Origin of the sequence: Niallia sp. HCP3S3_B10, assembly GCF_052064465.1 — a bacterium.
In the GTDB taxonomy this organism is placed as follows: Bacteria; Bacillota; Bacilli; order Bacillales; family Cytobacillaceae; genus Niallia; species Niallia hominis.
The window spans coordinates 195689-207266 of the sequence record NZ_JBQHVO010000001.1 but is presented as its reverse complement, the minus strand read 5'-3'; the positions used below and the strand labels follow the sequence as shown (position 1 = coordinate 207266).

The following is an 11578-nucleotide window of genomic DNA, read 5'->3' as shown; positions in this document are numbered from 1 at the left end:
ATTTGGGTGTATAAATAGACGCTTAAATGGCGGCGAGTTGTCAATTGTCTCGACTCACTTACCATTTTTTTTAGTAAAGCTTTATCTTAAAATAATATCTTACATTTAGTTATCCCTTTGTAAGAAGGAATATATTAGCCTTCAAATTATTTTAAAGAAAAGTATCAACGTTTACAAACTTTCGTATCAATTGACCCTATTTACTATGTACTGTCTTAAAATTATATACTAATTTGTATTTACAATAAAGGGGCAGAAGTAAGGAGTTTGTCGCTTATTGTTTGTTTTGGCTAGATGGCCAAGTATTAGAATTTTACTGCCTGTATTTGTCTATAGCAATATCTTTATTAAAAGCCTAAAACAAAAAGGCTATCAAAAAAACTAGACCAAAAGCCAAATGCATTCTTTAGCTATTTTTCGTCTAGTTTTACTAGATAACCACTCTGTTTTTATTTTTTTAGCCGCCCGTAATAGCTTCCACTATTTTTGGAATAAAAATGATTCCACCGACTATAACAGAAAGAATCGCTGCTACAAATACAGCACCTGCAGCTATATCCTTAGCCTCTTTTGCCAATGGATGGTATTTATCGGTAACAAGATCTACCACGCGTTCAATGGCTGTATTTATTAGTTCTAAACTTATTACTAAGCCAATACAAAAAGCAATAAACAGCCACTCTTGTTTTGAGAGATCATTTATAATCCCTAATACAATGACAAAAATCGAAATAACCAAATGAATCTTTACATTTCTTTCTTGTTTAATAGCGGTTAATATTCCTGATATAGCTAAGCGAAAGGAGGATAATTGACTGTTTTTGCGAATTCTTTTATCTTTGTAATCCGAATTCATCTAAAATATCCTTTTGAAGAGTAAACATTACTTCTTCTTCTTCCTTTGTCATATGGTCATATCCCAATAAATGCAAAAATCCATGAACAGATAAAAATCCAAGTTCTCGCATATAAGAATGACCATATTCTTTTGCCTGCTCCTCCGCTTTATCAATGGAAATGACAATATCTCCTAACATTCTAGGAAGTCCTTCGCCAACTAATGGTGTCTCCCCTTCTCCTAATTCCTCAAGTGCAAAAGAAATAACATCTGTTGGTTGGTCTTTTTCTCTATATTCCTTATTTATTTCTTGAATTTGATCATTATGGACAAAAGTGATTGACAACTCAATCTCTCCCTGCAGATTTTGTTTTTTCGCTGCAAATTGAAGAAGTTCATGAATTTTGGTTATTTCACTTTCCTTTATTTTTTCCGTTTCATCAATAAAATCAATCTCTAAATTCATATTCTACTTCCTTTACTTTTTCATTTCAGGATATTCGATTCGTGAATGAAAAATCCCTTTTAGTGTTTCGCTCAATGTATTTCGAACAATATCTAATTCCTTCAATGTTAAATCACATTCGTCTAATTGTCCATCTTGCAAACGGTCAGAGATAATGTTTTTAATTAAAGAATCAATTTGGTCTGTTGTAGGAGCATTCATGCTTCTAACTGCGGCTTCCACACTATCTGCAATCCCAATAATGGCTACTTCTCTTGTCTGTGCCTTTGGGCCAGGGTAACGGTAATCACTTTCATTTACCTCTCCACCCTTTTCTTTTGCTTTAAAATAAAAATATTTTAATAACGAAGTTCCATGATGCTGTTCCGCAATATCGACTATTTCCTTCGGAAGCTTGTATTTTCTTAACAATTCAGCGCCATCTGTGGCATGGGCAATGATAATATTTTTACTTGCCTGTGGTGGAATACGATCATGGGGATTTCCCATATTCATTTGATTTTCAATAAAGAAGTGTGGTCTTTTTGTTTTACCTATATCATGATAATAACAGCCCACCCTCGCTAGTAAACCATTAGCTCCAATTGCTTCACAGGCAGATTCCGCTAAATTAGCAACCATAACACTGTGATGATAGGTGCCAGGCGCTTCTGTTAAAATTTTACGTAAAAGCGGATGATTTGGATTTGATAGCTCAATTAACTTGATTGTAGAAAGAACACCGAATCCTGTTTCAAGGAAAGGAAGAAATCCAATCGTTAAAACAGCGGAACTTATCCCTGAAATTATTGCCAGCAATATAAAAACACCATATTCCTTTGCACCATAATGACCATTTTGCAAATACAATATCGCTAATATGGTAACAATATTGATGAAAGAAATAAAGAATCCTGCATAAAGAATATTGGTACGTTGATTTCTTTTGTTTAGAAAGAGTATTCCTGCTAAACCACTTGCGATAATGTAAATACCCATGCCTACATTAAAAGTTCCAGCGACCCCTTCATTAAACATAATCATTCCACATATCGCAAGGATAATCGTTACCAAAATGGCTGATTTTTCTTCCATTAATATTTTTATTAGCATAACCGCCATCGCCGCCGGAAAAATATACCCGATTTCCGTATATTCAAACTGCTGAAATACACTTATTGTTTTCATCAGTACGATGGTTACACTTAATATGATAAAGAACATTAAATAGAATAGAATATTTTTCTCCGTTTCCTTTGTTGTTCTTTTAAATATATAAAAATATAACAACGAAAGTATTGCTAAAATAATGATACATAGACCGATAAATGGTTGAATCGAATTATCACTATCTAACAAACCAACAAGTTCAAGCTGTCTTTGAATTTCTCTGCTGATCAATTGTCCCTCTTCCACCAAAACCTGCCCTTGAAGGACCCTTATCGACTCTACATTATCCACTGCTTGTTGACGCATTTCCTCTGTTGCTGTCGGATCATAGAACTCATTTTGAATGATTGCAAACCTACCTAGATCAATACTTGCGCTCTTCAAATCAGATGTCAAACCATCATTGACTTTTAAAATATCCTCTACTCTTTTTTTAGCATTTTCTACTTCATCTGACGGAATCTTTCCGTTCATCACTGTATGTATTGCTGTAACTGTAATATCTTTTGCTATTTCTAATTGATCTTCTGAATAAGGAATAAGGGATTTTAAAGATCGATCCATAATTTCGTTCGTTACTTCATTTGTTAGCTTTCCTTTTAGCAACTCGAGCTTTTCATCAACAGTTGGTTCTTTTATTGACTCCTTATCTTTATCGTCTTCTTCCGCTTTTTTTCGTTTTTCTTCTAATTCTTTCTCTACTTCATTATTTACTTCTGTAACAGAATCAAATATGGAAGATATTAAATCGACACGATTTTGTGCAATTTCCTTATTTACAACATATACATCCTGTACCTGGTTTTTCGCTTCTTCTTTCTTTTTCTCCGTACTTTCCTTATCTTCTACCGTTATTGGTGAACGAATCGTTTGATCTGCTACAGAAAAAAGCTGCACATTTAATTTTTCTGGCTTTACGTTTCCATAGAGGGTAAAGAATAAAATGACACCAATAAGAACAAAAAGAGTTATTTTAAAAAAAGTGATATTCATTAGTTTGATTAAATTATTACTTATTCTCTGCCAAATGTTCATATTTACCTCCTATCGTTAAAAAATAGGTTGATTTGCTTTCATATTCTCATCTTGAACCTATTTCTTCATCCTTAACCTATCTAGTTGTAACTTCTTACTATGCAGTTGGTTTGAGGCTTAACCTGCACTTTCTATATAGATAAGTAAAGCCGCTATCGCATTAGAAAAAAACTTATGATATGTAAAATGATAACAGTTTTTTCGATTGTTTTCACCCTTTTTCGAAATAATTCATGTTTCTTAAAACTTAAACAAATAAAAAAAGAACAATCCCCTAAGTAATGAGATTGCCCCTTTGAATGTTAATTTTCCTGCTTTCCATATGCATTGATAATTTTTCCAACTAGCGGATGTCTTACAACATCGCTCTCTTCTAATTGTACTAAACCTATTCCGTTCACTTTTTGCAAAATTTGTTCTGCAACCACTAAACCTGATTTGACACCTTTTGGCAAATCTATTTGTGTTTTATCACCAGTAATCACCATCTTGGAACCAAATCCAAGTCTTGTTAGAAACATTTTCATTTGTGCATTGGTTGTATTCTGGGCTTCATCCAATATAACAAATGCATCATCCAATGTTCTACCACGCATATATGCGAGTGGGGCTACTTCAATCGTGTTTCGTTCAATTAAACGTGTTGTATGCTCCATACCAAGGACATCGTGCAGTGCATCATATAACGGACGTAAATACGGATCCACTTTTTCTTTAAGATCTCCCGGCAAGAACCCTAAGCTTTCGCCAGCCTCAACAGCAGGTCTGGTTAATATGATTCTATTCACTTTACCGCTCTTTAAAGCATTTACTGCCATTACAACGGCTAAATACGTCTTCCCAGTACCTGCAGGACCAATACCAAACACTAAATCATTTCGTCTAATAGATCGGATATACTCACTTTGACCAATCGTTTTTACTCTAATGGATTTTCCTTTAACCGTTTTGGCTATTTCTTCATCGTATAATGACCCGAAGTATTCGAGTGTCCCTTTCTTTGCCAAAGAAATCGCATATATCACGTCTCGTTGACTAATTGACACACCCTTTCGGATGACTTGTAAAAGTTTCTCAACAATTTCTCCAACAAGCTCTATCGAATCAGGACTTTCAGAAGAAACAAGCAGCGTTTCTCCTCTTGTTACGATGTTACAATCTAATTCTTTTTCAAGTACTTGCAGATTGCTATCTCCATTACCAAGTAAAGCAATAGCTTCGTTTGGATCTTTCAATTTAACATTCATCGTTTTTAAATCTTCTGTCATTCTGTATCTCCTTGAGTTAGAGGTTGTGCTTTCGCAATGTTTTCTATTGTTGTAAAAGCTATATTTAGTTTTACTTTACCATTCTTTATATCGCGTTGTAAAATTTTTTCTTCCTTAATTTTCCCATCTTCACCAATTCGTTTCAATATATCCTTCCTCGCATCTTCCTTTCCTTTCTTTACAGCTTCTTTCTCACTATATCCTCTTTTTACGATTTCCTTTTCTCGATACGTTTTATCGACAACCTTAATTGGTAACTCCCATTTAAAAAACTTAACGTTCGTTTCATTCTCCTCTTTTTCATACTCCTTATACTCCATTTTCCCAAAACCCCATATTGGGATATTCCACTTACCAAGCTTTATATAAAATTTTTGCTTTTCTTCTCCATTAAATACTTGGAACGTTGTTTCTAAAGGAACTGTTACTTCTGTCGTATACCATACTTCGCCCCATACTTTCCCTTTAGCAGAAACATTTTTGGTATGATCTTCCTTTCCTATTGTGCCAGCAACTAATAATTGTCCTTTTCTTACCACTTCATTAAGTGTATATTGTTTCGTACCAGATTCCACAAAATCTGTTACGATTGTCGCTTTTTTCGTTGCCACTAAGTTTTGTGGTCCCACTTCTTCTTTTTTCTCGGGTTCATTTTTTTCCACAACTTGAAAATGATAAGTTGTCCCTTTTAGCTCCACACCAATCCATGTAATTGCATCAATATTATTCGTTAATTCCGCTTGGATTTCATCTAATTCTTTTGCAAAAAATTGAGACTTCCCAATTTTAATATCCATCTTATCAAGCTGCTTACGTATCTGATATTCTGTTGCTGGATTCGCTCCTTTAATTTCGATTCCCCAAACCATATTTGATAAGGCAATAACTAATCCAAGAAAGAGGAAAATCCCAATAACAAACCCACTGTTCTTCCACAATCTTTTATATAGAAATGGAGCTCCAGCTCTGCGCTGAAACTCTATTTTTATTCCGCTGCCTCTCACTAAATGACGAAGTCGGTGAACTTTTTTCAAACTAATTTGAAAAGTTACAGCATGCGGTCCATGTTTCTTTACGTTCCAGACAGAAATATCATTTTTTAATAGCCTATTTAAAAAGCGTTCCAATCCTTTGCCTGTAGCTTTTACTGTAATTATCCCTGTTATATATTCTAGCCAATGATTTTTCATATTTTCCTCCCAAATCATTCATTTATGTATAAAACTTGATCTATTTTTCCTTCTAATAATATTTCTTCTGGTAATATTGTTTTAATAACAAATCCTTTTCCTTTAATAAGGAGTTGACCTTGTTTTAGAAGCAGACGCAATTCTTTATCTGAAAAGGTTATTAATCCACGGTGGTTCTCTACATAAATATGTATTTGTCCAATCATTGTGATTCTAGGTAAGTCCATCATGACATCTTGAGGAAGTTCTAAATTTTTAATCATCCAGTTCCGCAAGTTGTGTCCCCACTTTTTAGCCATAAAAAAAGAACCCCCCTTTCCTCTCTTTTATGAGATTCTCTAGGTAGACGGTACACTTTCTTACACTTACTATCATCATATTCAGGGAGATTTACATTATGCTAAGAAAAGCAGAGATACCTCTACGCTTTTTTAGAGGATAATTTCATCTCATCTATTTATTAAACTAAAAAAGAGTTATTACCACGCAGAAAAAAGACTGCATGGTAATAACTCTTCATTTTTTTAGACCCTATTCTTCCCTTTACGGTGCATGGATGCTCTATGCGGGTTTCTTGCTCTAGGAGCACTTAGAACTTCAGAAAACACTACCGCTTGAATAACATTATCCTTCGTAAACAGCCCTTCAGCATCAGCACTGTCTTCCTTTTTTGGGAGAGGTGATTGAACCCCTCTACTCCTTTGCTTTTCCATCATCTTAATCTTCTTCTGTAAGCTTGCATTTTCTCGATGTAGCCTTTCTAACTCAGAAAGGGGATTCTCTTTCTCCACTGCTTTCTCCACTGCTTTTTTCGCCTTTTCAGGGACCCTCAGAACGGTTGATTCTCTGTTCCTTTCCGTCTTTACAGGCTTAGGTATCTGTGGTCTTTTTGGCTTAGGAGCCTGTTTTTTACTATTATCAAATAAAGAAGAGAAGAGAAAAGCTGCAACCGCTATGATTATTCCGATAAATTCCAAATTTTCTCCCTCCCTTTTTTAAAGTTACTCATTATCATCTTTATTTTTTTGATCATCTGACAATTTGCCAATGGAGCCTCTCATTTCCGTATCAGCAGTAATATTTTGTAAATTCATATAATCCATTACGCCGATATTTCCTGAACGCAATGCATCAGACATAGCCATTGGTACTTCTGCTTCTGCCTCCACAACCTTCGCACGCATTTCTTGTACTTTTGCTTTCATCTCTTGTTCTTGGGCAACAGCCATCGCTCTGCGCTCTTCCGCTTTTGCTTGCGCGATTTTCTTATCTGCTTCTGCTTGCTCTGTTTGTAATTCAGCTCCGATGTTTTTGCCGATATCCACATCCGCAATATCAATCGACAGAATTTCAAAGGCAGTTCCGGCATCTAGGCCTTTTGATAAAACAGTTTGAGAAATCATATCTGGATTTTCCAGAACTTTTTTATGATTACTTGAAGAACCGATCGTAGAAACAATACCTTCGCCAACTCTGGCTACAATTGTTTCTTCACCAGCTCCCCCTACTAGTCTTTCAATATTAGCACGAACTGTAATTCTTGCTTTTGCTTTTACCTCAATACCATCCATCGCTACACCAGCAATAAATGGTGTTTCAATTACTTTTGGATTAACACTCATTTGAACAGCTTCTAATACATCACGTCCTGCCAAATCAATAGCAGCACATCGTTCAAATGATAGTTCAATGTTCGCTCGATGTGCAGCGATTAATGCATTTACAACTCTATCTACATTCCCGCCAGCAAGATAGTGGCTTTCTAATTGATTAATCGTTACATTTAAGCCAGCTTTATGTGCTTTAATCAACGGATTAACAACTCGACTAGGAATAACCCTTCTTAAACGCATCCCTATTAACGTGAAAATGCTAATTCTCACTCCTGCTGCTAAAGCAGAAATCCATAGCATTACAGGCACAAATGTTAATAGCACCCCTAACAAAATAATTGCTAATACTACTACAATAATCCAAAAAATTTCAAATCCGCCTACTAACATTACTCATCCTCCTTAAGTATATCTATCGGTAGTATTTCTCTAACTACAATTCTTGAACCTTCTGCTTTTACAATTTTTACTTTCTTCTCTTTATCAATAAAACTTCCCTCACTTACTACATCGATTCTTTCATCGTCAACAAGGACCACTCCAGCAGGACGTAATGCAGTTAGGGTCGTACCTATTTTTCCAATCAATTCCTTGCGATTTTGATTGGAAACATACCCACTTTCCGTGTTGGTTGAGTCGGTTAATATAATTTTTCTAAAGAATTTCATTTTTCTACCAAACACCTTTACTAATAAGATAGACGCAATAATGGAAACTCCTATTGCGATTAAAAGACTTATCCCGATTACCGCAATATCTCCACTCGCAAGAAACATACTTGCAATTACAGCAATAATCCCTATCGCTCCTGCTATTCCTCCAACAACAAAGAATTCCAGTATTATCAAGAGTATACCTATAACAAAGAGAATAAGACTTTCATATCCAGCAAGGCCTGCAACTAGATGCCCATAGAAAAATAATAACAATGCAGAAAGCCCCGCAATTCCGGGTAAGCCAAAACCAGGTGAATATAACTCAATTATTAACCCTAGACTCCCAATTGACAATAAAATAGGAATAATAATTGGATTTGTTACAAATCTTGCAATTTTATCCGCAAAGCTTTCATCTACTCTTTCCACCTTCGCATTCTGTAAACCAAGTTCTTCAAGTAGGTTATCTAAATTATCGACTGTACCATCCGAATAGTTTACCTCTTCTGCTTCTGTTGAAGTTAAGGTTAAAAAGGTCCCTTCTTCTTTCATTCCGGGAATGGCTATAGATTTATCAGCCATCGCCATTGCATAAATTGGATCTCTTCCTTTCTTCTCTGCTGCTCCCTTCATTGCTGATATCCAGTAAGATTGCGCTTTTTCATCTGCTGCATTTCCTTGTCCGTCAATAACGCCAGACGATCCTATCCTGCTTCCCTCCACCATATAGATTTCATCGGTATTTAATGCAATATAGGAACCTGCTGAAATAGCATCTTGATTAATATAGGTTACGGTTTTAATATCCGTTTCAGAAATTCTTTTTCCTATTTCAATAGCAGCCGAAACATCTCCGCCAGGTGTATTCATATCAAAAATAATCGCACTAGCTTGATTTTCTTCAGCTTCCGTTATGGCTCGATCTATAAACTCACTTAAACCTTTTTCAACAGTGTTTTTAATCGGCACAACATACACGACTTCTTCGTTATTCGCACTGATTACACTAGGTATTATAGATAGAAAAAAGATAAAAAGAAGAGAAAGCAATAATCGTTTCTTATGTCTTCTCAGAATTCTCCCTCCTTCCCCAAACGTTTTAGTATTTAAAACACTATGGCTATGTATACGTTTCATTTAAAAAAAAGTTTCATTTTTATTTATATTTTTTTAAAGACTATCTTCATTATATGTTTTTTAGTTTAAGATAAAACAGTAATCTTCTAAAATTACTTCAACATTAAAAGAAAGCACTTCGTTCAAATAAATAAAAGGGGGGTTTTTTCTTTGTCCTCCACTGGGTTAGATGAACTACTTTGCCTTAAGGGCTTTTGACACACCCATCTTCCGAGAATGTTCATCAGATTACAATTGATTCTTATTCTACTGAGAGCAGGGAAAGTAGATGTAAAAAGGCTGCAGACATAGTCTGCAGCCTTTAAAACATAAACTTATTTATGAAAGGTGTTGTTGTACAAGTTTATTTACTAGTGAACCGTCTGCTTTTCCTTTTACCTTAGGCATTAAAGCAGCCATCACTTTTCCCATTTCTTTCTTTGAAGAAGCACCTGTTTCATCAATTGCTTGTTTCACAATTTCAGATAGTTCCTCTTCTGAAAGTTGTTCAGGCATATATATTTCAACATGTTTTAACTCCGCACGTATTTTGTCAACAAGATCTTCACGACCTGCTTTCTCAAACTCATGGAGGGAGTCTTTGCGTTGTTTTACTTCGCGAGAAAGGACAGATAACTCGTCTTCTTCAGAAAGATCTCTACCAAGCTTAATGCTTTCATTCTGAATGGCAGCCTTAATCATTCGAATCACAACTAGTTTATCTTTTTCTTTGTTTTTCATCGCTTGCTTCATATCATTGTTTAAACGTTCGAGAAGACTCAATTTTGCTACACCCTCTCTTAGAACTTACGTTTTCTTGCTGCTTCTGATTTTTTCTTACGTTTCACACTTGGTTTCTCGTAGAATTCGCGCTTTCTAGCTTCCTGCAAAGTACCAGTTTTTGATACTGAACGTTTGAAGCGACGAAGAGCATCTTCAAGCGATTCGTTTTTACGAACGACGGTTTTAGACATTCTCTTTCCCTCCCTCCGAACACAACACACTAACATCAACATGGTTTCCATGTACCTTGACATTATAATATATCAAAGTGACAAGGTCAACCGTATTTGACCTAGTTAGACAAATTGTTTTAAAAAAAACGTAAAAAAAGGGTGTTTTATACAATAATCAGCCCTTTTCTCCCTCCATTCCTTTCTCGTCCTTTATTTTTCCCTCTATAGATCATTATAAACATATGTCATGACAAGAACTTATATAAGTAACTTATGCTACCTTCTCCATCATTTATTTAGCCGCAGATGACATGTCCACAGCCTTTTCTTCATATAGTTTTCATAGAGGAGGAAATATATAATGATTTATCTTATACTGTTTATCGTTCTTATCCTATTATTTATTTTTGGGATGACCCTTTTACGGACAGGTTTATTTAATTTATCTTCCAAATCTCTTAAAGGCTTGCTCGAAAAATTAACAGATAAACCTTGGAAAGGGTTAATTATCTCGATTTTAATTACAGCATTACTCCAAAGCAGTGCTGCCGTAATGGTGCTTACGATTGGGCTGATTTCCGCCAGAGTTTTATCCTTTCCTCAATCCATTGGCATTATTTTAGGAACCAATATTGGGACCACATTAACAACTGAATTCATCACTTTCGACATCAATGATTATTTACTTCCGCTTGCTATCATCGGTGTCCTATTTATGATAATTAACAAATCCCAATTAAGAAGTATTGGATTCATATTATTCGGAATTGCTACTGTATTTACAACGATGCGTGGATTTAAATATTTTGCAGGGATGATTGAAGACCATCCCCTTTTAAACACTTTTTTTCTACAATTAGCTGATCAACCTATTATTGCTCTTTTAGTTGGCATTGGCGTTACTGCCTTGATTCAATCGAGCACGGCAACAATTGGGATTATGATGGGTTTTTTAGAGGCCGGCATGCTTCCAATAGAAATTGCTATAGCCATTATGCTTGGCTCTAATATCGGCACATGTATTACTTCTTATTTAGCATCAATAGGAACAGAAAAAAGCTCAAAGCTATGTGCATATGCTCATATTTGGCTAAATATAGGAGGAGTTATTCTATTCTATCCTTTCATTGACATATTAGCAGCTACCGTTAAAAATATGACTGCTGACATCGATGTTCAACTTGCCCATGCAAGCCTTTTATTTAATGTCCTATCTTCCCTACTTGTTCTACCCTTTGCCGAGCGTTTTGGCAAATTAATAATGCGTATACATAGCTGAAATTTTGCTTAT

The 11578-nt window shown here is 35.2% G+C and carries 12 protein-coding genes; 1 reads left to right on the top strand and 11 read right to left on the bottom strand.

Features of this window, described 5'->3' with window-relative positions; translation table 11 throughout:
* Positions 1–457: 457 nt before the first annotated feature.
* The 11 genes from ACTNDN_RS00995 to rpsU form a co-directional block, all read right to left on the bottom strand.
* Positions 458–856 carry a diacylglycerol kinase family protein gene (locus ACTNDN_RS00995; RefSeq protein ID WP_031536607.1) on the bottom strand — a complete coding sequence of 133 codons (399 nt, stop codon included), beginning with the start codon at positions 854–856 and terminating at the stop codon, positions 458–460.
* Positions 834–1304: an rRNA maturation RNase YbeY gene (ybeY, locus tag ACTNDN_RS00990; RefSeq protein WP_031536606.1), complete on the bottom strand. Its 471-nt coding sequence runs from the start codon at positions 1302–1304 to the stop codon at positions 834–836. Before ybeY ends, ACTNDN_RS00995 begins: the two co-directional genes overlap by 23 nt.
* Before the next feature lie 12 nt (positions 1305–1316).
* Complete coding sequence (locus ACTNDN_RS00985) at positions 1317–3488, bottom strand: HD family phosphohydrolase (RefSeq protein ID WP_235247998.1); 2172 nt, start codon at positions 3486–3488, stop codon at positions 1317–1319.
* Between the two features lie 302 nt (positions 3489–3790).
* Positions 3791–4756: a PhoH family protein gene (locus ACTNDN_RS00980; RefSeq protein WP_031536604.1), complete on the bottom strand. Its 966-nt coding sequence runs from the start codon at positions 4754–4756 to the stop codon at positions 3791–3793.
* A complete protein-coding gene (gene yqfD / locus ACTNDN_RS00975) occupies positions 4753–5946 on the bottom strand; it encodes a sporulation protein YqfD (protein WP_235247996.1) in 1194 nt (397 codons plus the stop codon). Before yqfD ends, ACTNDN_RS00980 begins: the two co-directional genes overlap by 4 nt.
* Before the next feature lie 14 nt (positions 5947–5960).
* Complete coding sequence (yqfC, locus tag ACTNDN_RS00970) at positions 5961–6245, bottom strand: sporulation protein YqfC (protein WP_016202973.1); 285 nt, start codon at positions 6243–6245, stop codon at positions 5961–5963.
* 225 nt (positions 6246–6470) lie between these two features.
* Entirely contained in the window at positions 6471–6923 is a 453-nt protein-coding gene (locus ACTNDN_RS00965; protein ID WP_441130509.1) for a hypothetical protein, read from the bottom strand.
* Positions 6924–6947: 24 nt separating this feature from the next.
* Positions 6948–7949 carry a flotillin-like protein FloA gene (floA, locus tag ACTNDN_RS00960; protein ID WP_031536601.1) on the bottom strand — a complete coding sequence of 334 codons (1002 nt, stop codon included), beginning with the start codon at positions 7947–7949 and terminating at the stop codon, positions 6948–6950.
* Complete coding sequence (locus ACTNDN_RS00955) at positions 7949–9289, bottom strand: NfeD family protein (protein ID WP_441130567.1); 1341 nt, start codon at positions 9287–9289, stop codon at positions 7949–7951. Before ACTNDN_RS00955 ends, floA begins: the two co-directional genes overlap by 1 nt.
* Before the next feature lie 381 nt (positions 9290–9670).
* Positions 9671–10114, bottom strand: coding sequence for a GatB/YqeY domain-containing protein (locus ACTNDN_RS00950; protein WP_235247986.1), 444 nt, complete (start codon positions 10112–10114; stop codon positions 9671–9673).
* Positions 10115–10131: 17 nt separating this feature from the next.
* Positions 10132–10305, bottom strand: a complete 174-nt coding sequence (rpsU, locus tag ACTNDN_RS00945) for a 30S ribosomal protein S21 (RefSeq protein WP_003152957.1) — start codon at positions 10303–10305, stop codon at positions 10132–10134.
* Between the two features lie 343 nt (positions 10306–10648).
* Between rpsU and ACTNDN_RS00940 the strand changes: the two genes are divergently transcribed.
* The gene (locus tag ACTNDN_RS00940) at positions 10649–11566 is read left to right on the top strand and encodes a Na/Pi symporter (protein WP_441130466.1); all 918 of its coding nucleotides are present in this window, start codon (positions 10649–10651) and stop codon (positions 11564–11566) included.
* Positions 11567–11578: the final 12 nt, after the last annotated feature.